Below are 26,371 nucleotides of genomic sequence, written 5' to 3'. Positions count from 1 at the left end.
GTGGTGTTGTTGTGAGGACGATTTTCGCGCTGCAAGGTGGAAATTGTTTTGCTTTATTGCCGTTCAATCCGGTTAAGTGAGCAAAATCATTTTCGTGGGTTTGGTATATGAGCAAAGACCGTGCTTTCGATTCGCTGGACGGTGTCGACCGTACCTTGCTGGGGCTGCTGCAGGACGATGGGACGTTGTCCAGCGCGGCCCTGGGCGAGCGCCTTTCGATGTCGGTGACACCGTGCTGGCGGCGGCGCAAGCGCCTGGAGGAACTGGGCATCATCCGCGATTACCAGGCCAATCTGGACCGACGCAAACTGGGCTACGACGTGCTGGCTTTCGCCCAGGTGCGCTTCGGCAAGGTTTCGGACAATGCCCCGGACGAGTTCGAGCGGGCCGTGCTTGGCCTGCCGCAGGTGCTGACCTGCCACAAGGTGACGGGGGAGGCGGACTACATGCTCACGGTGGTGGCGACCGACCTGGAGAGTTACGGACGTTTCGTCGAGGAGGTGCTGCGGCGCCAGCCGGGGATCGTCTCGATCCAGTCGAGCCTGGCGTTGCGTGAGTTGAAGGCCGTGACCCGGTTGCCGGTGCCGCAGTAAAGACTTCAGGCTTCACACGGACGTTGTGGGAACCTTGGTGGCAGAGCTGTTGCCTGATGTTGCCGAGACTGATTTTCATTCGAAGCCGGTCCGGGTTTTGTCTAAGCTCTACAGCCGATTTCCCGCGATATAAGGAACGTACCTCATGAAAAAGTGGATTGCCCTGTCCGTTGCCCTGTGTGCCAGCGCCGCCGTGCAGGCAGCGGACTCGCTCAAGGTCGAACTCAAGGAAGCCACCGCCCAGGGCGAGGGCAAGAGTGTCGGCTTCGTCACCATCACCGAGAGCCCCTATGGCGCGGTGTTCACCCCCGAGCTGAGCGGCGTGGCCGCGGGCGTGCACGGTTTTCATGTGCACGCCAATCCGAGCTGCGCGCCGACCGAGGTCGATGGCAAGCCGGTACCGGCGGGTGGTGCCGGCGGGCACTGGGATCCGAAGAACACCGGCAAGCACAGCTTCCCGTGGGATGACGGCGGTCACATGGGCGACCTGCCGGCGCTGATCGTCACCGCCGACGGCAAGGCCGCGCAGCCGCTGCTGGCGCCGAAGATCAAGAAGCTGGATGACCTCAAGGGCCATGCGCTGATGATCCATGCCGGTGGCGACAACCATTCCGATCACCCGGCACCGCTGGGTGGCGGGGCGGCGCGGTTTGCCTGTGGGGTGATCAAGTAAGTCCGGCTTGAACATGAAAAATCCCGGTCATCTGGCCGGGATTTTTGTTTCGATCATTCTGGCCTCATCGCTGCATGGGTATCTACACATCTTCGAAGGCTTGTCGGGGGGCCGCATCAAGGCCGCCAGGTGCCTGTCTTGAGTCTTGCAGCGCTCTGAAGATCGAGCGCCGCCCGCGCGGCGCATCGCAGTGCATGGCGACACTCTTCCAGCGCCCTCAAGATCGAGCGCCGTCCGCACGGCGCTTCGCGAGCAAGCTCGCTCCCACAGTTTGTTGCAACGAACCTATGTCTGATAGACCGCCATTGACCGCCTTGTTTGCACGACGCGATATCAAGTCGGGCCCAAGAGACTCCCCGCAATAAATCGCCAAGCACCAAGGGCTGACAACTCAAATCCCACAGGCCATGGCGCGTTGCAACAAACTGTGGGAGCGAGCTTGCTCGCGAAGCGCCGTGTGGACGGCGCTCGATCTCAAGGACGCTAGAAGAGCATCGTCATGCACAGCGATGCGCCGCGCGGGCGGCGCTCGATCTGGAGGGCGCTGCAAGGCTTGAGGCAGGCACAGCAGTAATTCAAGCCACTGCCAGCCGCCTCCCCGGCACCGCCTCCAGCAATTCCCGGGTATACGCCTCCCGCGGTTGCTCCAGCACCTGCCGCGCCTCCCCCTGTTCCACCACCTGCCCCTGCTTCAGCACCACCACCTGGTGCGCCAGGCTGGCCACCACCGCCAGGTCGTGGGACACCAGCACATAGGCCACCCCCAGCTCCGCCTGCAATTCCCGCAGCAGATCGAGAATCTGCGCCTGCACCGACACATCCAGCGCCGACACCGGCTCGTCCAGCAGCAACAGGTCCGGCTGCAAGGCCAGGGCCCGGGCGATCGCCACGCGCTGGCGCTGCCCGCCGGACAGCTCACGCGGCAGCCGATCCAGGTAACTCGCCGGCAACTGCACCTGCTCCATCAGGCGCCGCGCGGCCTGTTCCAGTTCGCGGCCCTTGAGCAGGCCGAAGGACACCAGCGGCTCGACCACGCTCTGGTAGATGCTGAAACGCGGATCGAGGGCGGCGAACGGGTTCTGCTGCACCAGTTGCATGCGCTGGCGCAGCGGTCTGAACTGCTTCCAGGTCAGCTTGCCGATGTCCTGCCCGGCGAAGCGCACCTGCCCGCTGCTGGGCTGTTCCAGGCCGAGGGCGATGCGCAGGCTGGTGCTCTTGCCCGAACCCGATTCGCCGACGATGGCCAGGGTCTGGCCCGGATAGACCTCCAGGCTGAGGCCCTGCAAGGCCTGGAAACTGTGGCCCTGGGGCAGGCTGAAGGCCTTGCCGACGCCCTGGAAGCTGAGCAGCGGTTTCTTGCCGGTGATCGCCACGGGTAACGGCCGCGGGGTCTCGCCAAAGGCCGGCGCGGCCGCCAGCAGGTCGCGAGTATAGGCATGCGTGGGCGCCGACAGTACCTCCCGTGCTACACCGCTTTCCACCACCTCGCCCTGACGCATCACCAGCACCCGGTCGGCGCGGTCGGCGGCCACGCCAAGGTCGTGGGTGATGATCAGCAGGGCGATGCCGCGGGCTTTCACCAGTTGTTCCAGATGATCGAGGATGCGCTTCTGCACCGTCACGTCGAGGGCGCTGGTGGGCTCGTCGGCGATGATCAGTTGCGGCTCGCCCGCCAGGGCGATGGCGATCAGCACGCGCTGGCGCATGCCGCCGGACAGCTCATGGGGATACTGCGCGGCGCGCAGGGCCGGGTTGTCGATGCCGACCTGCTGCAGCAGCTCCAGGACATCGGCATCCAGCCCCGGATAGCGCCGGCCGTGGCGCAGAATCAGGCTTTCGCCGATCTGCTTGCCGATGCTCAGGGTCGGGTTGAGGCTGACCATCGGGTCCTGCGGGACCAGGCCGACCACCCGTCCGCGCAGGCGCTGCTTGCTGCGTTCGCTGGCATGGCTGATGTCCTGCCCGGCCACGGCCAGGCGCCCGCCGTCGATGCGCGCGGTCACCGGCAGCAGGCCGAGCAGGGCACTGGCGATCGTGGTCTTGCCCGAGCCGGACTCGCCGACAATGGCCAGGGTCTCGCCCGGATCGAGGTGGAAACTGACGCCGCGCACCGCCTCGGTGACGCGCCCGGCGCTGCGGTAGCTGACCTTCAGGTCCTCGACATCGATCAGGCGGCTCATCGCTGGTTTTCCTCGAAGGTGCGAGCGATATGGTTGAGGCTGAACACCACCAGCACCAGGAACAGTCCCGGCAGCAGCGAGACCCAGGGCGCGGTGATCAGGAAGTGGCGGCCGTTGGCGATCAGCGTGCCCCATTCCGCCGCCGGCGGCGCGGCGCCGAAACCGAGAAAGCTGAGGCCGGCGGTGGCGAGGATCGCCGCGCCGATATCCAGGGTGGCGAGCACCGCCACCGGCCCCCAGGCATTGGGCAGGACATGGCGCAGCAAGGTGCGCCCCCAGCTGGCCCCGCCCAGGCGCGCGGCCTCGACATAGGGCAGGGTCTTGATCCGCAGCACCTCGGCGCGAGTGGTCCGGGCGAAGCCGGGGATGATCCCGACGCCCACGGCAATCGCCACCGGAAGGGTGCCGAAGCCGATGGCGGTGACGATGGCCAGGGCCAGCAGCAGCCCGGGCAGGGCCAGCAGTACATCGACCAGGCGCATGATCACCGCGTCCAGGCGCCCACCGACGAAGCCCGAGACGATGCCCAGGCCCAGGCCGCAGACCAGGGCCAGGCCCACCGCGAGCAGGGCCGCTTCCACCGACAGGCGCGCGCCGTAGAGGACCCGGGTGTAGAGATCGCGCCCCAGTTCATCGGTACCGAACCAGTGGCCGAGGCTGGGCGGCAGCAGTTTGGCCGAAGGCTGGGTGGCGTAGGGATCGAGCTGGGTGAACAGCCAGGGCGCCAGCGCGGCGACCAGGGTGAACAGCACCAGGACCAGCGCCAGCACGAAGCCGGGCCGGCGCAGCAGCGGTCCGGCCTGGTCCCGCAGGCGTTGCAGGCGGCGCCGCGGACGCCAGGCGTCGTTGACGGGCAGGGCACGGACAAGACGGCGGTGCAGGACGGTCATCTCAGCTCACCTTGGGCGCATGGGTAATGCGCGGATCGAGAATCGGATAGAGCAGGTCCACCAGCAGGTTGACCAGCACGAAGGCGGCGGCGGACACCGTGACCACCGCCAGCACCAGGGGAATGTCCTGGCGCAGCACGGCTTCCTGGACCAGGCGGCCGACGCCGTTGCGGGCGAAGATGGTTTCCACCAGCACCGCCCCGGACACCGTGTTGCCCACCTGCAGGCCGATCAGGGTCAGCAGCGGCAGGGCGGCATTGCGAAACGCATGGCGCGCCTGGACCTGGGCACGGCTCAGGCCCTTGGCCCAGGCGGTGGCGATATAGGGCTCGCGCCAGACATCCTGGAAACCGCGCTGCAGCACCTGGGCGTACACCGCGGCGCTGGGAATGGCCAGGGTCACCGCCGGCAGCACCAGGCTGTCGAAGCCGACGCTGCCGGTGGCCGGGAACCAGCCCAGGCCGAAGGCGAAGATCTGGATCAGCAGCAGACCCATCCAGAACACCGGCACGGAAAAGCCCAGGGCCGGCAGGCGCGCGAGAAACACCTTGAGCGGCTGCCAGCGCACGTAGGCGGCCACATAGGCCAGGCCGACCCCGCCGATCAGCGACAGGACGATGGCCAGGCCGGCCAGGCTCAGGGTCTGCGGCAGGCGCTCGGCAAGGATCTCGGTGACCGGGCGATTGAGGGTCAGCGACTGGCCGAGGTCGCCCTGCAGCACACCCAGGAGCAGGTCGACATAGCGCTCCAGCAGACCCTGGTCGAGGCCGTAGTAGACCCGCGCCCTGGCCAGTTGCTCGGGCGACAGCGCATCGATCTCCATGCCCGAGGCGCTGAGCATGATGCTCAGCGGATCACCCGGCAGCAGGTAGAGGATGAAATAGGTGATGCTGTACGCGCCCCACAGCACCAGCGCGGCCTGGGCGATGCGGCCGAGCAGGTAGCGGCTCATGGCTTGACCTCGATGTCGTTGAGGAAGGCGAAGCCTTCGGCGCTCCAGCGGAAGTTGCGCACCCGTGGCGACGTCGCCGCCTGCCAGACCCGCTCATACACCGGGATCGCCGAACCCTGGTCGATCAGCAGGTCCTGCAACTGGCCGTAGGCATCGGCGCGCTGGCCGGGCGTGGTGGCGGTGAGGCCGGCGTCGAACAGGTTCTGCGCCTGGGGCAGCACGGCCGGGGCGTAGGTGTTGGTGGCCAGGGTCGAGCTGTTGGCGCTGCGCGGATCGAGGACGCTCTGCAGGACGATCGGGTCGGCGCGGGTCATGTAGGTGTAGGTCAGGTCGTAGTTGCCGGCGGCATTGGCCGCGGCCCACTCGGCGGTGGTCTGCACGCGCAGCTTGAGCTCGATGCCGACCTTGCGCAGTTGGTCCTGGATCAGCACGTCGCCGGGGGTTTCCTTGCCGGCCAGGCTGTAGACCAGGGTCAGGCGCTTGCCGTCCTTGTAGCGGTAGTTGTCCGGGCCGAGGGTCCAGCCGGCGGCGTCGAGCAGTTGCGCCGCGCCCTGCGGGTCGTAGGCCAGCTTGTCGCCCTGGCTGCGGAAGAACGGCGTGGTCACGTCGTACACCCCGTCGACCACCGGGAACTCGGCGTTGTACACGGTGCTGGCGTAGCTCTTGCGGTCGATGGCCTTGAGCAGGGCCAGGCGCACGTTGTGGTCGCCGAGGATGCGCTGGTCGCGGGTGTTGGGGTAGAGGTTCCACGCCGGGCCCGGCAGGGAGCGGCTCTGGATGGTCGCGGCATTGCGCTGGAACAGTTGCAGGTCGACTTCGGAGAACGGCACCCGCGGCCAGAGGATATCCACCTTGCCCTGCAGGAACAGGCCGTTGCGCACGCTTTCCTCGGGTACGTAGCTGACCTCGATGGCGGCCAGGTGCGCCTCGCCCTTGTTCTGCACGTTGGCCGAGGCCCAGGCATAGCCTTCGCGCCGCACCAGGCGCAGGCCGCTTTCCGGGGTGTAGTGCTCGATCTTGAATGGCCCGCTGCCGATCACCGCGCCGAGGGAGCGCTCCTTGGCGCTCTTGCGGTAGGACTCGGGGGCGAGGATCGACAGGTTGGTGGTGGAGGTGGCCTGGAGGAAGCCGGCGTTGGGTTTGTTCAGCACCAGCCTGATGGTGTACGGATCGAGGATCTCGGCGTGGTCGTAGCCGGCCAGGTAAGTGGCGCCGAAGGCACTCGGCACTTCGCTGGCGAAGGCCTTGTTGCTGTCGAAGGCGGTCTTCACGGCCTGGGCGTCGAACACCTCGCCGTTGCTGAAGGTCACCCCCTGGCGCAGGTGGAAGGTGTACGCGCGGGCGTCCGGGCTGATCTCCCAGCTCTGCGCCAGCCAGGGAATGATCTGGCCGCTCTGCGGGTCCTGGTCGGTCAGGGCCTCGACCACGTTGCGCAGGACCACCCGGTGTTCGATCCAGTAGACCTGGAACGGGTCGATGCTGACCAACTGCGTGTTGTCGCTGAAGAAGGCGATCTTCAGCGTACTGGCGGCCTGGGCATCGGCCTGGCCGGGCTTGCAGCCGGCGAGCGTCAGGCCCAGGGCCAGCAGGATGGCCGTGCTGGCCAGGGTTCGTTGCAGTCGCATGGGCGGGTCCTCCGTGAGGGCCGCACCGCATCCCGGCGGTGCGGCCGGATGGGCTTAGAAGTCGTAGGCGATCTTGCCGTACCCGTAGCCGCCCGGGTGGAAGCCGTACTGAGTCGTGGTGGTGGTCAGGGCACTGAAAGGCAGGTGTCGGGGCATGCGGCTTGGTCCATCGAAGCTGGCACTGGCCCTGGGTGTGGGTGCAGCGGGGTTGTCCGGTTTTCTTGAAGGGGAACGAGGTCGTCTGGGGTTGATCTTATTTTTATAAGAATTTCATTGGAAATTCTTTTTTGGAATATGAATATTATTCTTTTTTTGAATTTTGTTTTTTATGAATATGCATTTATTTAATTTTATTGCGAGGCGTTATGTGCGCCGCAGCGGCCTCCTGGTAGGAGCGGATAAATCCGCTCCTACAAGGGGGGGCGTTTGTAAGTTCGGGGTTTCAGATCACGAAGAACCCATGCGTCCCATCCCGTGCCAACTGCGCCACCAGGCCGAACTCCCAGTCCAGATAGCCCTGCATCGCTTCCCGCGGGTTATCCGTGCCTTCGTACGGCCGGCGATAACGGTCGCTGCGCGGCACCGCCAGGTGCGTCTCGCCCTGTTCCAGCGCGCGCCCCTCGGCGATCCAGCGGCCGGTGCCGCCTTCCAGCAGGAACACCGGCTTGCGTGTCAGCGCCTCCAGGTCCACTGCGGCGAAGCGCGCCAGCAGGCTGCTGCCGCAGGTCACCACATAACGCTCGGCGACCGGCAGTTTCTCCAGGGCCTGAGCCAACTGCGCACGGATCGCCCAATGCGCGCCGGGGATATGCCGCTGCACATAGTTGGCGCTGGTGGTGAAATCCAGCAGCACGGTGTCGCCCGCGGCCAGCCACTGCTGCAACTGCTCGCCCTGGATCGCCGGCGGCTGTGGCAGCTCCGGCAACGCTGGCTGCCAGTCGCCGGTCTCGCTGAAGTCGTCGACACCCAGGCCATCGAGCACCGCCACCTGCCAGCCCATCTGCGCCAGCCACGACGCGCTCATGTTGGCGCGCACGCCGTCGTCATCCACCAGCACGATCCTCGCTCCACGCACGCTGGCGTTGTGGTCGGTCTCCTGCACCAGTTGCCCGCCCGGGGTCGAGCGGCTGCCGGGGAGGTGGCCGCTGGCGTACTCCTCGGGGGTGCGCACGTCGAACAGGTAGGTGGTGCGCGCGGTTTCCGCCTGCCAGGCGAGCAGCCCTTCCTTGGAGATCCGCGCCACGTCAGCCTTGTCCGCTACCGCGCGGGCGCGCTGGGCGGCATTCTCGCGGGTGCTGTCGCTGACCTCGGCGAAGCGCTGCGCCTGCCCGTGGGCCAGGGATTGCCCGGCCAGGGTCCAGCCGATGGTGCCGTTGCGCAGCGCCGACACCGGGTTGGGGATGCCGGCATTCACCAGCGACTGGGTACCGATGATGCTGCGCGTGCGCCCGGCGCAGTTGACGATGACCCGGGTCGCCGGGTCCGGTGCCAGCTCGGCGACCCGCAGCACCAGCTCGGCCCCCGGCACGCTGATGCCGCCGGGGATGCTCATGGTCTGGTATTCGTCGAAACGGCGGGCGTCCAGCACCACCACGTCGGCCTTGTCGTCCAGCAACTGCTGCACTTCCTCGGCGGCCAGCGACGGCGTGTGCCGCAGCGACTCGACCAGTTCGCCGAACGCCTTGCTCGGCACATTGACGTCGCGGAACAGCTCGCCACCGGCCTCGCGCCAACCGGCCAGGCCGCCCTCGAGCACGGCCACGTCGTTGTAGCCCAGGGCCCGCAGGCGCTCGGCGGCGATCGCGGCGAGGCCTTCGCCGTCGTCATAGACGGTCACCGGCGTATCGCGGCGCGGCACCCGCGGGTAGATCTCGATCTCCAGTTTCGACAGAGGAATATTGGCCGCGAAAAGCGGGTGCTCCAGGGCGAAGGGCGCTTCTTCGCGCACATCGATCAGGGCGAGTTCATGCCTGGCCAGCAGGTGCTGGCGCAGCTCGGCATAGGAGCGGGTGGTCGCGGTGCTCATGGGGCGGGGTTCTCTTTGGACAGGTCCCAGATATTGGGCAAGCGGGTGTTGGAGTAGCCGGAAATGAACGGTTTCTCGCTGCCGTCGGCGAGGTAGACGGCGCGTTTGACCGCGCCGATGTTGGCGCCGTAGACATGGATGCTGATCGACACCTGGTCGTCGTGGGCATTGCGTACTTCATGGATATCGCCGATGCGCGGCGAGACCGCTTCGACCTGGCCGGGCGCCAGGCGTACCGCGTCACCGGCGGGGATCAGCGCGCCGCTTTCGGTGCGGGCGAAGCCCTGGGAATACTCGGCGCCGCGGAGCATGCCGATCAGGCCCCAGACCCGGTGGTCGTGGATCGGCGTGCGCTGTCCCGGGCCCCAGACGAAGCTGACCACCGAGAAGCGCTGACGCGAATCGGCATGCAGGAGGAACTGCTGGTAGCGGGTCGGGTCGGGCTGGGCCAGGTCTTCCGGCAACCAGTCGTCATGGGCGACCAGCTGCTGCAGGAGGTTCTGGCCGCGGTCGAGGATGGCGGCTTCGTCCTGCTCATGGTCGAGCAGGTCGGCGAGGTCGCCGATGAACCGGCGAAGACGGTCCAGGCGGAGCGGTTGGGTCATGGTGGTCAGGCTCGGCTGCGGTTTTCCATGACCCTAGCAATGGCTGGATGATTCTCAAAATTCAAATTGTGCATAAGCTAATATGCAAAAAATGAATTTTAAGTTGGGGCTGGCACGAATTCTTGTAGGAGCTGGCTTGCCTGCGAAAGGACCGCGCAGCGGTCCCGATAGTGGTTCCGGATATCACCGCTATTGGGACCGCTGTGCGGTCCTTTCGCAGGCAAGCCAGCTCCTACACGTCCGCGCCGCCCCCGGGAATCAGAACAACGCCAACGTATAGTCGATATTCACCCGCAGCTCATTGTCATCGCGGAACGACGCCGCCGAGGCGAAGTCATTGCGATACCAGGCATGCCGCAGGCGCACGGCGACGTTCTTCAGCGGCCCGCTCTGCACCACGTACGACAGCTCGATGTCCTTCTCGCTTTCGCTGCGATCCGCACCACCCAGCGCCGCCGGCAGTTCGATATGGCTGCCATCCAGGTAGCGCAGCATGCCCTTCAGGCCGGGCATGCCCACGGTGGCGAAGTCATAGTCGTAGCGCACCTGCCAGGTGCGCTGCTTCGGGTTGAGGAACTCGCTGCTCAACGCCCCCTCGCTGACCACCATCGGCTCGGACCCGGCGATGTACGGCATCGACGTGTCGCCATTCAGTTGCATCCAGCCCAGCCCCAGGCTGTGCCCGGCCTGGCTGTAGGTGCTCATGATGCCGAAGGTGCGGTTGTCCACCTCGCCAGCCCGGGCCGCGCCATCTTCGCGGCTGATGTGGTAGCGCACGTCGGTCTTCAGCCGGCCGCCGCCCAGGGCGCGGTTGTCGACGAAGCCGACGAAGTCCTGCTTGTAGATGTCCTCGAGTTCAGCGTGGTAGTACTTCAGGGTCAGCGGCTCGGACCACTGGTAGTCGCCGCCCAGGTAGGTGAAGGCATCCGACTGCGCCGCGCCGTTGAAGCGACGGTTGGGCGCGGCGATGCTGATCTTCTGCTGGTTGGTCGAGTCGCGCTGGTTCATGCGGTCGAGGCGCCCGGCGCTGAGGGTGAAACCGTCGAGGTCCTGGGACTTCAGGTTCACCCCGCGGAAGGTCTGCGGCAGCAGACGGGTGGGGCTGGCGAAGAGAATCGGCAGGATCGGCATCAGCGTGCCGCCCTGCAGTTCGGTCTTCGACACTTTCACCTTGCCGGTCAGGCCCAGCTCCGAATAGTCGTCACGCGGCTCGCGGTCAGTGCTGTCGAACGGCAGCAGGCCGGTGCCGGTGCGGTCCGGGCTGGAGTCGAGCTTGAGGCCGAGCAGGCCCTGGGCGTCGAGGCCGAAACCGACCGGTCCTTCGGTGTAGCCGGAACTGAAGCGCAGGATGAAGCCCTGGGCCCATTCGCGGGTCGCCGACTGCGCCGAGGTGCCCTTGTAGTCGCGGTCGAAGTAGTAGTTGCGTGCGGTGACGCTGGCCTTGCTGTCCTCGAAGAACCCCTGCGCCTGCAGGATCGGGCTGAGGGCGCTGAGGGTGAAGAACGTGCCGAGGGCCAGGGTGTTGTGCAGTCTGTTCATGCCGGTGCCTTTCTTGTTGTTGTGGGTGGACATCATTCAGGTGCGTGGAGCAGTACCCATTGCTGGTCCTGCACGCTGACCAGGGCGCGGGCACGCTGGTCGTGACCGAAGTGGTCGCTGGGGCTGAGGCTGTAGACACCGTGGGTGCCGGCGACCTCTTTGGTCTTTTCCAGCTGGTCGCGCAGGCTCTGGCGGAATTCGGCGCTGCCCGGTTGCGCGGTCTGCAGCGCCACGGGCACGGCGTTCTCGACCAGGCGCATGGCGTCGTACAGGTAGGCGCCGAACGGCGACAGGCTGCCGGCGCCGTACTCGGCTTCGTAGCGCCGCGCGTAGTCGCTGGCGATGGCTTTGGACGGGTGCGATTCCGGCAGCTTGTCCCACACCACCACCGGTCCCACTGGCAGGATCGCGCCGTTCAGGGCCTTGTCGCCGATCCGCAGGAAGGCGCTGTTGGCGGCGCCATGGGTGTGGTAGATCGTGCCCTTGTAGCCGAGCCGGCGCAGTTCGGTGTGGGGCAGGGCGGCCGGGGTGCCGGTGGCGCCGATCAGCACGGCATCGGGCTTGCTGCCCATGACTTTCAGGGCCTGGCCGCTGACCGAGGAATCGGTGCGGTTGAAGCGCTCGTCGCGCACCAGCGTGATCCCCGCCGCCGGCGCCAGCTCGCTGAGCACCTTGTGCCAGTCCTCGCCCCAGACGTCGTTGTAGCCGATATAGGCGAGGGTCTTCACCCCGGCCTGCTGCATATGCTCGATCAGCGCTTCGGCCATCAGTGCGTTGGTCTGGGCGATGGTGAAGATCCACTGCTGCTCGCCGCTCGGCGGCGTGTAGGGGGCCAGGGCGATCTGCGCGGTGCGGCTTTCCCTGGCGATCTGCGCCACCGCCGCCGAGGTCGGCACGGTGGTCGAGCCGATCAGCAGGTCGACCTGGTTTTCGCTGACCAGTTTGCGTGCGTTCTTCGCTGCGGCGGTGCTGTCGCTGGCATCGTCGAGGACCACGTATTTCACGGCCTGGCCGGCAATCTCCCTGGGCAGCAGGGACACCGTGTTGCGTTCCGGAATGCCCAGCGAGGCCCCAGGACCGGTGGTGGAGAGGACGACGCCGACGGTGAGGTCGGCCTGGGCGGCGGTCGAGATCGCGGCGACCAGCAGCAAGGGGAGGAAAGGTTTCATGCAAGCTCCTAGGTGTTGTTTTTATGGTGTCGAGCAATCGGGTGGAACGGCGCTAGGTGCCGGTAGCGCGGGCGGCCTCCGTGGTGGGTTTGCGTCCGAGGTAGCTCTCGACCACCCGCGGGTTCCGCGCGAGGTCGCCGGCCTCGCCCCGCAGGACGATGTCGCCGGTTTCGAGGACGTAGCCGTAGTCGGAGATCTTCAGCGCGGCGCGGGCGTTCTGTTCCACCAGGAGGATGGAAACGCCGCGCTCGCGCAGGGTCTTGAAGATCTCGAAGATCTCGCCGATGACCCGCGGCGCCAGGCCCAGGCTCGGTTCGTCGAGCAGCAGCAGGCGCGGCTTGGCCATCAGCGCGCGGCCGATGGCGAGCATCTGCCGTTCGCCGCCGGACAGGGTGCAGGCGGCCTGGTCGCGGCGTTCACGCATGCGCGGGAACAGGCCGAAGACTTCCTCCAGGGTCTGTTCATGATCGCGATGGCCCTGGCGGTGGCGGCTGAAGGCGCCGAGGCGCAGGTTGTCCTCGACGCTCATCAGGCCGAACAGCTCGCGGCTTTCCGGGACCAGGGCCATGCCCAGGTCGATGCGCCGGGCCACGTCGTGGTGGGCCAGCAACGGCCGGTCGGCGTAGACGATCTCGCCACGGCTCGGCAGCAGGCCGATCAGCGCCGCCATCAGGGTGGTCTTGCCGGCGCCGTTGGGGCCGATCAGGCTGACGATGCGGCCCTCGTCGAGGTGCAGGTCGAGGTTGCGCACCGCTTCCACCTTGCCGTGGCTGATCGACAGGTTGCGTACATCCAGCAGGCGAGTCATTCCACACCTCCGAGGTAGGCGGCCAGGACCGCCGGGTTTTCCTGGATCTGCGGCGGTGTGCCGCTGGCCAGGCGCTGGCCGAACTCCATGACCACGATCTGGTCGGACAGGCCCATGACGAAGTCCATGTCGTGCTCCACCAGCAGCACGCCGAGGCCCTCGCCGCGCAGTTGTTCGAGCAGTCGCGCCAGCGCCTGCTTCTCGCCATGGCGCAGGCCGGCGGCGGGCTCGTCGAGCAGCAGCAGGATCGGGTCGCTGCACAGTGCCCGGGCGATTTCGACGATGCGCTGCTGACCCAGGGCCAGGCTGCCGGCCGGGGTGTGCAGGTAGTCGCCGAGGCCGACCCGTTCGATCTGCCGCGCGGCTTCGCCGAGCAGGCTGGCTTCCTCGCCGCGCTCCAGGTGCAGCAGCGCGCGCAGCAGGCCGGCGCGGCCACGGCGGTGGGCGCCGAGGGCGACGTTTTCCAGCACGCTCATTTCCGGCAGCAGGCGCACGTGCTGGAAGGTCCTGCTGATCCCCAGGGCGGCGATGGTCCGCGGTTTCAGGCCGTCGATGCGGCGGCCGAGGAAGCTGATCTGGCCGGCATTGGGCGCGAGCACCCCGGACAGCAGGTTGAACAGGGTGGATTTGCCGGCGCCGTTGGGGCCGATCAGCGCGGTGATTTCGCCGCTGTTGATCGCCAGGCCCATGTCCTTGTTCGCCACCAGGCCGCCGAAGCGCTTGACCAGTCCTTCGGCCACCAGCAGCGGCTGGCCGTGGGCGGGCATGCCGCGGCGCGGCAGCGGGGCGGCCTGGCGAGGTACGTCGAGGTTGCGCCGGGCTTTCGGCAGCGCGGCCTGGAGCAGCGGCAGGAGACCGCCGCGTGCGTACTGCAGCATGAGGATGATGAGCACGCCGAAGAAGATCATCTCGACGTTGCCGGCATGCCCGAACAGGTGCGGCAGCAGGTCCTGCAGCAGTTGCCTGAGCAGGGTCAGCAGCGCCGCGCCGAGCAGCGCGCCCCACAGGCTGGCGACGCCGCCGAGGACGATCATGAACAGGTACTCGATGCCCATCACCACCGAGAACGGTGTCGGGTTGACCACCCGTTGCAGATGGGCATAGAGCCAGCCGGACAGGGCGGCGAGCAGGGCGGCGATGAGGAACACCTGCAGACGGCTGCGCGCGGTGTCGATGCCCATGGCCTCGGCCATGCCCGCGGCGTCCTTCAAGGCGCGGATGGCACGACCCTGACGGCTGTCGAGGAGGTTGGCGAGCAGCCACAGGCTGGCGACCAGGATCACCCCGAGCAGCACGCTGAAGTCCCCCGCGGCGCTGATCGTCCAGCCGAACAGCTCGATCGCCGGCAGGTCCTGGATGCCGCCGAAGCCGCCGAGCCCCGGCAGGTTGCCGAACAGGTAGAACAGCGCCAGGCCCCAGGCCAGGGTGCCGATCGGCAGGTAGTGCCCGGCCAGGCGCAGGGTCAGCAGGCCGAGGCAGGTGGCGACCAGCAGGGTGATGCCCAGGCCGGCGAGCAGGCCGAGCCAGGGCGACAGACCGTAGTCGGTACTGAGCACCGCCGTGGCATAGGCGCCGATGCCGACGAAGGCGGCCTGGCCGAAGGAGGTCATGCCGCCGATGCCGGTGAGCAGCACCAGGCCAAGGGCGACCAGGCTGTACAGGCCGATGTAGTTGAGCAGGGTGACCTGGAACGGCGGCAGTACCAGCGGCGCCAGGGCCATGGCGGCCAGCAGCAGAATCAGGGGAACGAGGCGACGGCGCATCAGTGGTCCTCCAGATGCGGGTGTTTCAGCGACAGCCACAGCAGCACCGGGATCACCAGGGTGAACACGATGACTTCCTTGAAGGCCGAGGCGCCGAAGTTGGCGAAGCTCTCCAGCACGCCGACGAAGAAGGCGCTGGCGGCGGCGATGGGGTAGCTGGCCAGGCCGCCGAAGATCGCGGCGACGAAGCCCTTGAGGCTGATGAGGAAGCCGGAGTCGTAGTACAGCGTGGTCAGTGGCCCGATCAGCACCCCGGACACCGCGCCGATGAAGGCGGCGAGGGCGAAGGCGCTGCGTCCGGCCAGTTGCGTGGGAATGCCCACCAGTTGCGCGCCGTCGCGGTTCAGTGCGGTGGCGCGCAGGGCCTTGCCGTACAGGCTGTGGCCGAAGAAGGCGTAGAGCAGGCCGATCAGGGCCAGGGCACAGGCGATCACCAGCAGGCTCTGCAGGCTCACGGGCAGGTCGCCGAGCATGAACGTGGCGTCGGCCAGGGAGTGGGTGCGCACGCCCTCGGCACCGAACAGCGACAGGCTGATGCCGACCAGGGCGATGTGCACCGCCACCGAGATGATCAGCAGCGACAGCACCGAAGTCTGCGCCACGCGCTGGTAGACCAGGCGGTAGAGCAGCGGGCCCAGCGGGGTGACCAGGGCCAGGGTGACGACGATCTGCAGCAGGCCGGGCAAGGCGCGCAGGTCGAGGCTGCCGAGCAGCAGCCAGAGCACGACCGGCAGGCCCAGGTAGCGCAGGGCCAGCCCCGGCAGGCGGCGGTAATGGCCGTGGCGCAGGGCGAGTGCGCTATCCAGTGCGCAGGCCAGCAGCGACAGGCCGAGCAGCAGCCACAGGGTGCCGGGCAGCAGGCCGGTCTGCAGCATGGCCAGGGTCAGGGCGCTGTAGGTCACGAAGTCGCCCTGGAACACCAGGATGGTGCGGGTGACCGAGAACACCAGGACCAGGGCCAGGGCCACCAGCGCATAGATCGCGCCCGTGGTCAGGCCGTCCTGGCCGAGGAAAGCCAGTATCGAGAGATCCATGGGGTTGCCCTCAGCGAGCGGTGGGGTAGGGAAGTGGGGGCGAGCAGGGGACGACCCTGCCGGGGCACGTAGGTGAGCGCATGGCGAGATACCTGAATGTATTTTTGTTGTTGTACGTTCCAGCCCTGGCAGGGGCCGTAGGTCATTCGTTCAAAATACACATGTGAATGTGTATGTATAGACTAGCGGGTCATGAAGGAGGGTTGTCAAGAGGGGAATGAGGAAAGGTGGGGTTTTGAAATCAGAGGATACAGTTGTGTATTTTTAGACGCGCATAGCCCTCGTAGGAGCGCGGCTTGCCCGCGAAAGGACCGCAAAGCGGTCCCAAAGTGATCTGGGACCGCTTTGCGGTCCTTTCGCGGGCAAGCCGCGCTCCTACGAGGGTATTAACCGCCAGCAAGATGGCGTCAGGCCGGCACCGCCGCCCCCTGCGGCAGCAGCAGGCCGGCCATGCGCTGGCTGCGCTCCAGGCGTTGCTGCGAGCTGTCGTCGCCATGCAGCAGCGACAGGCTGATCTGGTACGCATAGATCAGGTAGGCCCGGTCCTGCGCCTCGTCCACCGGCGTTCCCGCCTGGATCAGCAGGCCCTCGATGTAGTTCAGGCGATGGCTGTCCACCTCGTCGATCGCCTGGCGCGCCTGTTTGTCGCGGCGGGCCCAGGCGCGGATGCCCAGTTCGATGGCCGCGGCATCCTTGGCGGTCTGGCCGTGGGACGGCAGCTCCAGCAGGCGCTGCAGCTGCTGCAGCGGCGAGGCGTGGGCGTTGCGCAGGCTGAGGATGACGTCTTCGGTGGCGCGGGCGCGCCAGTTGCCGAGGATGCCTTCGAGCAGTTCGCCACGGCTCTTGAAGTGGTAGTAGAAGCTGCCGCGGGTGATTTTCAGTTCCTTGGCCAGGGTATCGACCCGGACCGCGTCGACACCGCTGCTGACCAGCACGTGTTGGGCGGCGTGAATCCAGTCTTCGCGGGTGAGGTTGGGGCGTGATGACATCGTTGTAGGGCCTTGTTCATCGAACGGGTCAGGCGCCGGGGCGGCACAGGCCGAGGGCGCGAAGGAGGGCATTCTAGCGCCCGGCGCAATGCCGAGGCTATCGCCGCCGGGGCTTGCTGGACGCGGCCCGGGGCCCTGGCAGTGTGCCGAATTCCCTCGTTTCTTGAAATACACATCTGTAGGTTGATCCCCATTATTTTGCACGGTTCCAGGTTTTTTTCGTTGACGCACGTCAAAACCCTCCCTAGCATCTAGATACAGATGTGTATGTTGAGAATAAAAACGGAGACCGCGATGAGCGCAAACGCCAAGACGTTGCTGGCCGCAGGGCACAACACCCACTACTACGAGGCTGGCCAGGGCGATGCCCTGTTCCTGCTGCACGGTTCCGGCCCGGGCGTGTCCGGCTGGAGCAACTGGGGAAAAAGCATTCCTGTATTCGCCGACCGCTGGCGGGTGATCGTGCCGGACATCGCCGGCTTCGGTTTCACCGAGTTCCAGGACGACGCGAAGTACGACATCAAGCTCTGGGTCAGTCACCTGGTCGGCATCATGGATGCCCTGGATATCCAGAAGGCTTCGTTCATCGGCAACTCCTTCGGCGGCGCGGTGGCCATCGGCCTGGCCGTGTTCGCCCCGGAGCGGGTCGACAAGCTGGTGCTGCTCGGCACCCCCGCCGGTGAATTCGTGCAGACCCCCGGCCTGCGCGGCGCCTGGGAGTACGAGCCATCGCTGGACAACATGCGCCGGCTGATGGAGCTGTTCCCTTACGACAAGGCCCTGATCAGCGACGAAATGGTCCGGTCGCGCTATGAGGCCAGCGCCCGGCCGGGGGCCCAGGACGCCCTGCGCAAGCTGATTCCGCAACCGGCCGCCGAAGGCGAAACCCTGGTCAAGGGCTTCCCAGCCGCCGCCCTGGCGAAGATCAGCGCGCCGACCCTGGTGGTCCACGGTCGCGAAGACCGCGTGGTGCCGCCGCAGTGCGGCCTGCTGATCGCCAACAGCGTGCCCAACGCCGACCTGCACCTGTTCGGCCACTGCGGCCACTGGGTCCAGAGCGAGCAGCCCCGGCGTTTCGCCGCGCTGGTCCGCGATTTCCTCGGCGAGTGACCGCCATGAGCCGAAACGTGATGGAACGGGTGCTCTGGCAACTCTGCGTCGAGCGCGCGGCGAAAGAACGCTTTCGCCAGGACGCCGCCGGCTTTCTCGAACGCTTCGAACTGGGTGAACGGGAGCGCGACATGATCCTCGGTTTCGATGTCGCCGGCCTGCAGGCCGCCGGGGTCAACCCGATGCTGACCATGGGCTTCTGGCAGGAGCTTTCGCCCGAGCGCGGCATGACGATCTACAAGCAGCGTCTGGGCTGCACCGACCAGGACAGCGCGGGGTTCTCCGCCGCGCTCAAGGGGTGACGAGATGGGCAAGATAGTTGGCGGCTTCTGGATGCCGCATGACCCGGTGATGTTCGTGGCGCCCAAGGCGCCGCCCGAAGCCCAGCGCGACGCCGTGTGGGGTGCCTACGCCGAATGCGCGCGGCGCCTCGCCGAGCTGGAACCGACCGCGGTGATCATCGTGGGTTGCGACCACTACATTCTGTTCGGCACCCATTGCCTGCCGCGCTATGTGATCGGCACCGGCGATGTCGACGGGCCGATCGACCGCCTGCCGGGCCTGCAGCGCCAGGTGGTGAAGAACCACGAGGCCCTGGCCGGGCATGTCGTCGCCCATGGCGATGCCAATGGCGTGGACTGGAGCGTGGCGCGCAGCTTCACCGTCGACCACTCGTTCTCCATCCCGCACCAACTGGTGGTGCAGCCGGCCGAGCAGTTGCTGGGCAAGACCCTGCCGAGCATCCCGGTGTACCTGGCCTGCGGCGTCGATCCCTATATCTCGCTGCGGCGCTCGGCCGACCTGGGCCGGCAGCTGCGCGCGGCGGTGGAGTCCTTCGACGCCGACGAGCGTGTGGTGATCATCGGCAGCGGCGGCATCAGCCACTGGGTCGGCACCGCCGAGATGGGCAAGGTCGCCGAGGACTTCGACCGCGAGATTCTCGCCCTTGGGGTCAAGGGCGACCTGGCCGGGCTCTGCGCCTACAGCGACGAGGAGATTCTCCGCCGCGCCGGCAACGGCGCCATGGAAATCCGCAATTTCGCCTGCGCCATGGCCGCGCTGGAACGGCCGGTGGGCGAAGTCATCGCCTACGAGGCGGTGCCGGCCTGGGTCACCGGCCTGGGCTTCGTTGAACTGAAGGAGGCATCGGCATGAGCCGCGTACTGCTGTGCCAGCGCGACGAGCTGGCCCCCGGCGAACTGAAGAAGGTCGAGCAGGCCGAAGGCGACGCCATCTGCGTCTACAACCTCGGCGGCACCTTCTACGCCACCACCGACATGTGCACCCACGCCACCGCTTCGCTGGCCGAGGGCGACCTGGAAGACGACCTGATCACCTGCCCGGTGCACTGGGGCCAGTTCCATATCCCCAGCGGGCAGGCGGTGACCTTCCCCTGCGAACGGCACCTGCGCACCTACAAGATCATCGTCACCGACCGCGAGGTCTACGCCGACGTCGCCCTGGAAGCCGACGAGGCCGTGGCCGCCGCCCAGAGCCCGGTCTGATCCGCCGTCCAACCGAATTCCCCGTGAGTCTGAACCATGGATAACAACAAGCACATTCCGCTCAGAACCATCGAATCCACGCCCTGCCTGGACAACCTCGACCGCATCTGCGACATGGAAGAGGGCCGCCTGTCCGGCAAGGTGTTCTGGGACCAGGCGATCTACGAGCAGGAGCTGGAGAAGATCTTCGCCCGCTGCTGGCTGTTCGTCGCCCACGAATCGCAACTGCCGAAGTTCGGCGACTACCTGACCACCTCCATGGGCGAGGACGAGGTGCTGGTGGTGCGGCAGAAGGACGCCTCGCTGAAGGTCTTCCTCAACGCCTGCCCGCACCGCGGCAACAAGGTCTGCTTCGCCGAGGCCGGCAATGCCCGCGGTTTCATCTGCAACTACCACGGCTGGTCGTTCGGCGCCGACGGTGGCCGACTGATGGGCATGCACGAGTCCAAGTGCTACGAAGAAAGCCACTTCGACAAGGCGAAACACGGCCTGCGCGAGGCCCGGGTCGCCACCTACAAGGGCCTGGTGTTCGCCACCTTCGCCGCCGATGCGCCGAGCCTCGAGGAATACCTCGGGCCGATGACCTGGTACCTGGACGTGATGCTCGACATGGACGAGGGCGGCAGCGAGTTCCTTGGCGGCTGCATCCGTTCCACCATCGACTGCAACTGGAAGATCGCCGCGGAAAACTTCGTCGGCGATATCCTCCATGGCGGCTGGACCCACGATTCGGCGGCCAAGGCCATGCTCGGCGGGCCGGTGGCCAATGTCGGCGAGCTGCCGGAATCCTATTCGGTGAACTGGAACGGCCACGGCTACGAATTCGCCACCGACGTGGTGGGCAATGCCGCGACCCTCGGCGAGCGCGACATCAACAAGTACCTGCATGTGCTGCGGCCCAAGGTGGCGGAGCGTCTGGGCGAGTTCCGCTCGAAGCTGATCGGGGCGATTTCCTCGTTCACCGTGTTCCCCAACTTCTCCTTCCTGCCGGGGCAGAACACCGTGCGCATCTGGCAACCGCGCGGGCCGCACAAGATCGAGCTGTTCACCTGGGTCATCGTCAACAGGAACGCGCCCCAGGAGATCAAGGACAAGTGGCGCCGCGGCGCGATGATGACCTTCTCGCCCACCGGCGTGTTCGAGATGGACGACGGCGAGAACTGGGAGTACTGCACCAAGACCGCCAAGGGCGTGGTGACCCGCTACCAGGACCTGTACGTGGGCCTGGGCATGCACACCCGCCTCGACGACAGCGAGCTGCCGGGCAATGTGTTCAAGGGCCAGCTCAACGAATGCAACGCGCGGGCGTTCTACCAGCGCTGGAAGGACCTGCTGCAGGCGTCCAGCTGGGCCGATGTGCCGGACCGCAACGGCACCCTGCGCTGAGGAGCACGAGGAATGACACAGACACCACTGGACACCCCGCTGGGCTTCGACGAAGTGCGCCGGGTCGAGCAGTTCCTGCTGCGCGAAGCGCGCCTGCTGGATGACGAATGCTGGGACGACTGGCTGCTGACCCTGAGCGAGGCGATTCACTACTGGATGCCCGGCATCGAGAACCGCCGCCGCGAGGACAAGGCCGGACCCTACACCCTGGAGCACATGGCCTTCTTCGATGACGGCATGCGCGAGCTGCAGCGCCGCGTGTCGCGTTTCAAGCAACCCTCGGCCTGGGCCGAGAACCCGCCGACGCGCAACGTGCACCTGGTGAGCAATATCGAGGTGTATGCCGGTGACGAGCCGGGGCAGTACCGGGCCTATTCCTGCTTCATCAACGTGCGCAGCCGCGGGCTCGACGAGCAGTCGCAGATCACCGGGCGGCGCGAGGACGTGCTGCGCCTGGAAGCGGACGGGTTGAAGCTGCTGCGGCGCAAGATCCTGATCCCCAACGCGATGTTGCTGTGCAAGAACATCAATACCTTCCTGTGACGTGAAGGTTGCTCATGTCCCGTAGGAGCGTGGCTTGCCCGCGAAGGACCGCAAAGCGGTCCCGATAGCAGTCAAGTCGGGGACCGCTGCGCGGTCCTTCGCGGGCAAGCCACGCTCCTACGGGGAGGCGGAGGCAAGAAGGTCATTTTTATCGAGGACTGAAACATGGCTTGGCTGAACAACCAGATCGCCCTGGTCACCGGCGGCACCGGCGGTATCGGCAGCGCCATCGTGCGGCGCTATGTCGCCGAAGGGGCGAAGGTCGCCGTCATGGGCCGCGACGCCGCGCAACTGGCGGCGCTGTCCGCCGAACTGGGCGATTCCATCATCACCGTGCAGGGCGATGTCTCGCGCTGGCAGGACAACCAGCGCGCCGTGGCGGCGACCCTCGAAGCCTTCGGCAAGCTCGACACCTTCGTCGGCAATGCCGCGGTGTTCGACTATTTCACCCGGCTCGACCGCATCGCCCCGGAAGATTTCGAAAGCGCCTTCAACACGCTGTTCTCGATCAACGTCCAGGGCTACCTGCTCGGCGCCCAGGCGGCGACCGCGGCCTTGCGCGAAAGCCGCGGCAGCATGATCTTCACCCTGTCCAACAGTGCCTTCTATGCCGGTGGTGGTGGCATTCTCTATGTCACCGCCAAGCACGCCCTGGTCGGCATGATCCGTCAGCTGGCCTACGAGCTGGCCCCGGACATCCGTGTCAACGGCGTCGCCCCCGGTGCCACCAACACGCCGATGAAGAGCCTCGAAGGCCTGAACAGCCGCAGCGTGCCGCTGAACCAGATTCCCGGTTTCGAAGCCGGTGCCGCCGCCGCGGTTCCGCTGCAACGCATCGCCGAACCCGAGGATCACACCGGCCACTATGTGCTGCTGGCCTCGCGGGAGAATGCCGGGCTGACCACCGCCAATATCATTCACAGCGATGGTGGCTGGGAGATCCGCGGCAGCGGCGCGGCGAAACACCGCAAGACCTGATTGACCCTGCGTGCTCGACAAAATGAACAAGAGAGATGCGTGATGAGCGACAGAAGCCTTAGTGCACCGCAACAACACCTGCTGGCGCTGTTCGCCGGCCTCGACCTGCCGGTACTGGCCGCGCCGATGTTCCTGGTTTCCGGGCCGCAACTGGTCTCGGCCTGCTGCCAGGCCGGCATCGTCGGCAGCCTGCCGGCGCCCAACGCGCGCACCGTCGAGCAACTGGATGCCTGGCTCGGCGAGATCGTCGCCGAGCGCGAGGCCGCACGCCTGCGCGGCGAAACCCGCGCGCCGTGGATGCTGAACATGATCGTGCACAGCACCTACGACCGTTTCGACGCCGAGCTGGAACTGGTCAAGCGCTACCAGCCGCCGATCGTTTCCACCGCCCTGGGCAGCCCCAAGCGCGTGCTGGAGGCCGTGCACGCCTACGGCGGCGTGGTGATCGCCGATGTCATCAGCCCGGCGCTGGCGCGCAAGGCGGCGGACGCCGGGGTCGATGGCCTGGTCCTGGTGTGCAACGGTGCCGGCGGGCATACCGGCAACTACAACCCGTTCGCCTTCATCGGCGAGGTGCGCCAGTTCTGGGACGGCCCGCTGGGGCTGGCCGGGGCGATTTCCTCGGGCCGCGATATCCACGCGGCGCAGGTGCTCGGCTGCGACTTCTCGCTGGTCGGCACCCGTCTGGTCGCCGCCGCGGAAAGCCTGGTGGACGATGCCTACCGCGACATGCTGGTGGCCTGCGGGCTCGACGACATCGTCACGACCAAGGCGGTCAGCGGCGTGCTCGCCAACTGGATGCGCCCATCGCTGGAGCAGGCCGGGATCGACCCGAACGCCGAAAGCCGCGCCAGCATCGACTTCTCCGGAAATATCGCCAGCGCCAACAAGGCCTGGAAGCACGTGTGGTCGGCGGGGCAGGGGGTGGGGCAGATCACCCGGCGCTACAGCGTCGCCGAGCTGGTCGACGAACTGCACCGGGGTTACCAACAAAGCCGCGCCCGCGCGCTGTAAAGGAGCATCGCCATGACTCATCCGTCCCTGCACGCCGCCGCCGAGGCCCTGGCCCGCGCGCGCGACAGCCGGACCCCGTGCCCGCGGGTTTCCGAACGCTTCGACATCCACAGCCTGGCCGACGCCTACGCCATCCAGGACCTCAACACCCGCGTCGCCCTGGCCGCGGGCCGCCGCCTGAGCGGGCGCAAGATCGGCCTGACCTCGCTGGCGGTGCAGCAGCAACTGGGCGTCGACCAGCCGGACTTCGGCATGCTCTTCGCCGACATGGAGTACCGCGACGGCGATGCCATCGACAGCAGTCGCCTGATCCAGCCCAAGGCGGAAGGCGAGATCGCCTTCGTTCTCGGCCGCGACCTGCCCCACGTCGACACCACCCTGGCCGAGCTGCTGCGCGCGGTGGACCATGTGCTGCCGGCGCTGGAAATCGTCGATTCGGCGATCGAGGACTGGAAGATCACCCTGGTCGACACCGTCGCCGACAACGCCTCGTCCGGCCTCTATGTGCTGGGCAAGACCCCGGTCAGCCTGGCCGGCCTCGACCTGGCCCTGGAGGGCATGCTCCTGGAGAAGAACGCGGCCCAGGCCGCCATCGGTCTCGGCGCGGCGTGCATGGGCAATCCGCTGGATGCCTGCCTGTGGCTGGCGCGGACCATGGCCGCGGCGGGACGTCCGCTGCAGGCCGGCGATGTGCTGCTGTCCGGGGCGCTGGGGCCGATGGTCCAGGTACAGGCCGGCGACAGCCTGCGCCTGCGCCTGACCCGTCTGGGCGAAGTGAGCTGCCGCTTCGTCTGAAGCCTGACCCGAGTCACGCCGGCCGCCAGTGCCGGTGTACGTCACAACAATAAAACCAGTGGGCGGCGGGCACCTGACCGGCCGGACCCACGAGGGCGTGCCATGTACGACATCTTCAACGACCCGACGCGGTTGGCGCCGGCGCACGTGCGCTGCGAGCCCGGCGCGGACGGCAGTTTCATCCTGAGCAACGAGGAAACCCTGCAACCCTATGCGCGCTGCATCGGCGAGTGGCTGGAGCGCTGGGCCGTGGACAGGGCGGATCATCCCTATCTGGCCGAGCGGCGCAACGGCGCCTGGTTCACCCTGACCTACCAGCAGGTGCGCCAGCGCGTCGGCGCGCTGGCCCAGGGCCTGCTGGAGCTGGACATCGCCCCGGGGCGGCCGCTGCTGATGCTCTCGGAAAACGATATCGACCAGGCCCTGCTGACCCTGGCGGCGATGCACGTGGGCATCCCGGTGTCCACGGTGTCGGTGGCCTATGCGCGCAATACCGCCGGCGGCTGCGCCAAGCTCAAGGCCATCGTCGAGGTGCTCGACCCGGCGCTGATCTTCGTCAATGACGGCGATGCCTATTGCCGCGCCATCGAGCTGGTCGCCCCGCGCTGTCCGGTGGTGGCGGCGCGCAACGCCCAGGAGCTGCCCGACGGCCTGGCCCTGCCGCTGCTGTACAAGACCGAAAGCCCGGCGGTGATGCAGGCGTTCGCGCGCATCGACGGCGACACCCCGGCGCGCTACCTGCTGACTTCCGGCTCCACCGGCTCGCCCAAGGCGGTGATCAACACCCACGGCATGCTCTGCGCCAACCAGCAGGCCATCGCCCAGTGCTGGCGCTTCATCGAACGGATCGCGGTGGTGGTGCTGGACTGGCTGCCGTGGAGCCATGTGTTCGGTGCCAACCACAACTTCAACCTGGTGCTGCGCAACGGCGGCACCCTGTATATCGACGACGGTCGCCCGCTGCCGGGGCAGATCGACCGCACCGTGGAGAACATCAAGTCGGTCAGGCCGACCCTGTTCTTCAACGTGCCGCGGGGCTACGAGGCGTTGCTGCCGTACCTGGAGCGCGACGAGGAACTGGCCCGGGCCTTGTTCGGCCGTCTCGAACTGCTGTTCTACGCCGCCGCCGCATTGCCGCAGAGTTCCTGGCAGCGCCTGTCCGCGCGGGCTGCCGAGGTGCGCGAGGCGCCGCTGTTCTTCGCCACCGAATGGGGTTCGACCGAGACCTCGCCGGTGGTCACCAGCGTGCACTTCCAGCTGGACAAGGCCGGCAATATCGGCCTGCCGGTACCGGGCACGCAGATCCGCTTCGTGCCCAGCGGCGACAAGCTGGAAATGCGCGTGAAGGGTCCGTCGGTGTTCCCGCGCTATCTCAACGATGCACAGAGCACCGCGGCGGCCTTCGACGAACTGGGCTTCTACCGCATCGGCGATGCCGGGCGCCTGGTCGATCCCGAGCGGCCGGAGCTGGGCATTCTCTTCGATGGCCGGGTCACCGAGGACTTCAAGCTCAGCAGCGGCACCTGGGTCTCGGTCGGCACCCTGCGGCCACGCCTGGTCAGTGCCCTGGCGCCCTATGCCAGCGATTGCGTGATCTGCGGGCATGACCGCGACGTGATCGGTGCGCTGGTCTATCCGACCCCGGCGCTGCGCGAACTGCTGGGCAAGGCCGGGCAGGACATGAGCGGCGCCGAACTGGCCCTGCAGGCGGAGGTCCGTCTGGCCCTGTGCGCCGGCCTGCAGGCCCTGGCCCGGGACTTCCCGGCCTCCTCGCAGCACGCCGCGCGGTTGTTGATCCTCGACACGCCGGCGAGCCTCAACGACGGCGAAATCACCGACAAGGGCTACATCAACCAGCGCGCCGCCCTGACGCTGCGCGCCGAGGCGGTCCAGCGCCTGTACGCCGACACCCTCGGCCAGGACGTGATCCTGCTCGCCGAAGTCTACGGAGAAGCGGTATGAGTCAACGCAAACTGAAAGTCGCCATCATCGGTTCCGGCAACATCGGCACCGATCTGATGATCAAGATCCTGCGCCAGGCGCAGCACCTGGAAATGTCGGTGATGGTCGGCATCGACCCGAACTCCGATGGACTGGCCCGTGCCGCGCGCATGGGCGTGGCCACGACCCACGAAGGCGTGGAAGGCCTGACCCGGATGGCACAGTTCCAGGACATCGATTTCGTCTTCGATGC

General features: G+C 67.0%; 25 protein-coding genes. 13 read left to right on the top strand and 12 right to left on the bottom strand.

Annotated elements, in window-relative coordinates; translation table 11 throughout:
- Window positions 1-107: 107 nt before the first annotated feature.
- The gene (locus CHB99_RS27270; RefSeq protein ID WP_042129661.1) at window positions 108-593 is read left to right on the top strand and encodes an Lrp/AsnC family transcriptional regulator; all 486 of its coding nucleotides are present in this window, start codon (window positions 108-110) and stop codon (window positions 591-593) included.
- 145 nt (window positions 594-738) lie between these two features.
- Window positions 739-1,266 carry a superoxide dismutase family protein gene (sodC, locus tag CHB99_RS27265; protein ID WP_042129659.1) on the top strand — a complete coding sequence of 176 codons (528 nt, stop codon included), beginning with the start codon at window positions 739-741 and terminating at the stop codon, window positions 1,264-1,266.
- Between the two features lie 575 nt (window positions 1,267-1,841).
- Here the strand turns inward: sodC and CHB99_RS27260 are convergent.
- The 12 genes from CHB99_RS27260 to CHB99_RS27205 all read right to left on the bottom strand — a co-directional run bounded on the left by CHB99_RS27260 (window position 1,842) and on the right by CHB99_RS27205 (window position 16,846).
- Complete coding sequence (locus tag CHB99_RS27260; RefSeq protein ID WP_042129538.1) at window positions 1,842-3,446, bottom strand: dipeptide ABC transporter ATP-binding protein; 1,605 nt, start codon at window positions 3,444-3,446, stop codon at window positions 1,842-1,844.
- On the bottom strand, window positions 3,443-4,336 hold the full coding sequence (locus tag CHB99_RS27255) for an ABC transporter permease (RefSeq protein WP_042129536.1): 894 nt from the start codon (window positions 4,334-4,336) through the stop codon (window positions 3,443-3,445). The genes CHB99_RS27260 and CHB99_RS27255 overlap by 4 nt, the downstream gene beginning before the upstream one ends.
- A gap of 1 nt (window position 4,337) precedes the next feature.
- Window positions 4,338-5,288 carry an ABC transporter permease gene (locus CHB99_RS27250; RefSeq protein ID WP_042129534.1) on the bottom strand — a complete coding sequence of 317 codons (951 nt, stop codon included), beginning with the start codon at window positions 5,286-5,288 and terminating at the stop codon, window positions 4,338-4,340.
- Complete coding sequence (locus CHB99_RS27245) at window positions 5,285-6,913, bottom strand: ABC transporter substrate-binding protein (protein ID WP_042129532.1); 1,629 nt, start codon at window positions 6,911-6,913, stop codon at window positions 5,285-5,287. Before CHB99_RS27245 ends, CHB99_RS27250 begins: the two co-directional genes overlap by 4 nt.
- A gap of 442 nt (window positions 6,914-7,355) precedes the next feature.
- Entirely contained in the window at window positions 7,356-8,939 is a 1,584-nt protein-coding gene (locus tag CHB99_RS27240; protein ID WP_042129530.1) for a rhodanese-related sulfurtransferase, read from the bottom strand.
- Window positions 8,936-9,544 (bottom strand): cysteine dioxygenase family protein, encoded by a 609-nt coding sequence (locus CHB99_RS27235; RefSeq protein ID WP_042129528.1) that lies wholly within the window; start codon window positions 9,542-9,544, stop codon window positions 8,936-8,938. The genes CHB99_RS27240 and CHB99_RS27235 overlap by 4 nt, the downstream gene beginning before the upstream one ends.
- 258 nt (window positions 9,545-9,802) lie before the next feature.
- Window positions 9,803-11,083, bottom strand: a complete 1,281-nt coding sequence (locus CHB99_RS27230) for an OprD family porin (protein WP_042129540.1) — start codon at window positions 11,081-11,083, stop codon at window positions 9,803-9,805.
- Between the two features lie 32 nt (window positions 11,084-11,115).
- A complete protein-coding gene (locus CHB99_RS27225; RefSeq protein ID WP_042129525.1) occupies window positions 11,116-12,252 on the bottom strand; it encodes an ABC transporter substrate-binding protein in 1,137 nt (378 codons plus the stop codon).
- 52 nt (window positions 12,253-12,304) lie between these two features.
- Window positions 12,305-13,060 carry an ABC transporter ATP-binding protein gene (locus tag CHB99_RS27220; RefSeq protein WP_042129523.1) on the bottom strand — a complete coding sequence of 252 codons (756 nt, stop codon included), beginning with the start codon at window positions 13,058-13,060 and terminating at the stop codon, window positions 12,305-12,307.
- Window positions 13,057-14,823, bottom strand: a complete 1,767-nt coding sequence (locus CHB99_RS27215; RefSeq protein WP_042129522.1) for a branched-chain amino acid ABC transporter ATP-binding protein/permease — start codon at window positions 14,821-14,823, stop codon at window positions 13,057-13,059. Before CHB99_RS27215 ends, CHB99_RS27220 begins: the two co-directional genes overlap by 4 nt.
- Window positions 14,823-15,857, bottom strand: coding sequence for a branched-chain amino acid ABC transporter permease (locus tag CHB99_RS27210; protein WP_042129519.1), 1,035 nt, complete (start codon window positions 15,855-15,857; stop codon window positions 14,823-14,825). The genes CHB99_RS27215 and CHB99_RS27210 overlap by 1 nt, the downstream gene beginning before the upstream one ends.
- Window positions 15,858-16,264: 407 nt before the next feature.
- Window positions 16,265-16,846 carry a TetR/AcrR family transcriptional regulator gene (locus CHB99_RS27205; protein WP_042129518.1) on the bottom strand — a complete coding sequence of 194 codons (582 nt, stop codon included), beginning with the start codon at window positions 16,844-16,846 and terminating at the stop codon, window positions 16,265-16,267.
- 294 nt (window positions 16,847-17,140) lie between these two features.
- Here CHB99_RS27205 and CHB99_RS27200 point away from each other — a divergent pair, with 294 nt between their 5' ends.
- From CHB99_RS27200 to CHB99_RS27150, 11 genes are all read left to right on the top strand, one after another.
- Window positions 17,141-17,956 carry an alpha/beta fold hydrolase gene (locus CHB99_RS27200; protein WP_042129516.1) on the top strand — a complete coding sequence of 272 codons (816 nt, stop codon included), beginning with the start codon at window positions 17,141-17,143 and terminating at the stop codon, window positions 17,954-17,956.
- A gap of 5 nt (window positions 17,957-17,961) precedes the next feature.
- Window positions 17,962-18,258 carry an extradiol ring-cleavage dioxygenase gene (locus tag CHB99_RS27195; RefSeq protein WP_042129513.1) on the top strand — a complete coding sequence of 99 codons (297 nt, stop codon included), beginning with the start codon at window positions 17,962-17,964 and terminating at the stop codon, window positions 18,256-18,258.
- 4 nt (window positions 18,259-18,262) lie between these two features.
- A complete protein-coding gene (locus CHB99_RS27190) occupies window positions 18,263-19,111 on the top strand; it encodes a DODA-type extradiol aromatic ring-opening family dioxygenase (RefSeq protein WP_042129512.1) in 849 nt (282 codons plus the stop codon).
- Complete coding sequence (locus CHB99_RS27185) at window positions 19,108-19,461, top strand: non-heme iron oxygenase ferredoxin subunit (RefSeq protein ID WP_042129510.1); 354 nt, start codon at window positions 19,108-19,110, stop codon at window positions 19,459-19,461. Before CHB99_RS27190 ends, CHB99_RS27185 begins: the two co-directional genes overlap by 4 nt.
- A gap of 36 nt (window positions 19,462-19,497) precedes the next feature.
- Entirely contained in the window at window positions 19,498-20,847 is a 1,350-nt protein-coding gene (locus tag CHB99_RS27180) for an aromatic ring-hydroxylating dioxygenase subunit alpha (RefSeq protein WP_042129509.1), read from the top strand.
- Window positions 20,848-20,859: 12 nt separating this feature from the next.
- Window positions 20,860-21,390, top strand: a complete 531-nt coding sequence (locus CHB99_RS27175) for a 3-phenylpropionate/cinnamic acid dioxygenase subunit beta (RefSeq protein WP_042129507.1) — start codon at window positions 20,860-20,862, stop codon at window positions 21,388-21,390.
- Window positions 21,391-21,555: 165 nt separating this feature from the next.
- Window positions 21,556-22,368, top strand: a complete 813-nt coding sequence (gene hcaB, locus CHB99_RS27170; protein ID WP_042129505.1) for a 3-(cis-5,6-dihydroxycyclohexa-1,3-dien-1-yl)propanoate dehydrogenase — start codon at window positions 21,556-21,558, stop codon at window positions 22,366-22,368.
- 42 nt (window positions 22,369-22,410) lie between these two features.
- The gene (locus CHB99_RS27165) at window positions 22,411-23,382 is read left to right on the top strand and encodes an NAD(P)H-dependent flavin oxidoreductase (protein ID WP_042129503.1); all 972 of its coding nucleotides are present in this window, start codon (window positions 22,411-22,413) and stop codon (window positions 23,380-23,382) included.
- A 6-nt stretch (window positions 23,383-23,388) separates the two neighbouring features.
- Window positions 23,389-24,177 (top strand): 2-keto-4-pentenoate hydratase, encoded by a 789-nt coding sequence (locus CHB99_RS27160; RefSeq protein WP_377697287.1) that lies wholly within the window; start codon window positions 23,389-23,391, stop codon window positions 24,175-24,177.
- Window positions 24,178-24,279: 102 nt separating this feature from the next.
- Window positions 24,280-26,139, top strand: coding sequence for a feruloyl-CoA synthase (locus CHB99_RS27155; RefSeq protein WP_042129500.1), 1,860 nt, complete (start codon window positions 24,280-24,282; stop codon window positions 26,137-26,139).
- Window positions 26,136-26,371: NAD(P)-binding domain-containing protein (locus tag CHB99_RS27150; protein ID WP_170946418.1), on the top strand; the 236-nt coding region annotated here is incomplete at its 3' end. The genes CHB99_RS27155 and CHB99_RS27150, both read left to right, overlap by 4 nt.

It is taken from the genome of Pseudomonas japonica (assembly GCF_900188455.1).
Taxonomy (GTDB): Bacteria; Pseudomonadota; Gammaproteobacteria; order Pseudomonadales; family Pseudomonadaceae; genus Aquipseudomonas; species Aquipseudomonas japonica.
The sequence above is the reverse complement of the archived record's forward strand: the minus strand, read 5'-3'. Positions and strand labels throughout refer to the sequence as shown.